At 47.0% G+C, this 334-nt stretch carries 1 pseudogene; it reads right to left on the bottom strand.

Annotated features, from left to right (window positions below):
* Positions 1-334, bottom strand: a pseudogene (locus tag HC175_RS21820) (methylmalonyl Co-A mutase-associated GTPase MeaB); the annotation flags it as partial.

Raw genomic sequence — 334 nt, 5'->3', positions numbered from 1 at the left:
AATGAGCAAAGTATCAAATCCTGCAGCCTCGCATAAAATGATGGTTTCGCGGGTTGTTTTTGCCACGCCTCCCAGGGAATCTCCGGAGGGAGAAGGGCGAATGAAGGCATTTTCATGATTGACCAGGGTTTCCATCCGGGTCTTATCGCCAAGAATACTTCCGCCGGTAACACTGCTGGTAGGATCAACTGCCAGAACAGCAACTCTTTTGTTATTATCTGCCAGAAAAGTTCCAAAAGCTTCAATAAAAGTACTTTTTCCAACACCCGGTACGCCGGTGATCCCAATTCGAATAGATTTGTTGGCGTACGGCAGGCAATTTTCTACCAGTGCT

It is taken from the genome of Salinimicrobium oceani (assembly GCF_012037645.1).
Note: the sequence above shows the minus strand (reverse complement) of the source record. Positions and strands in the feature narration are given on the sequence as shown.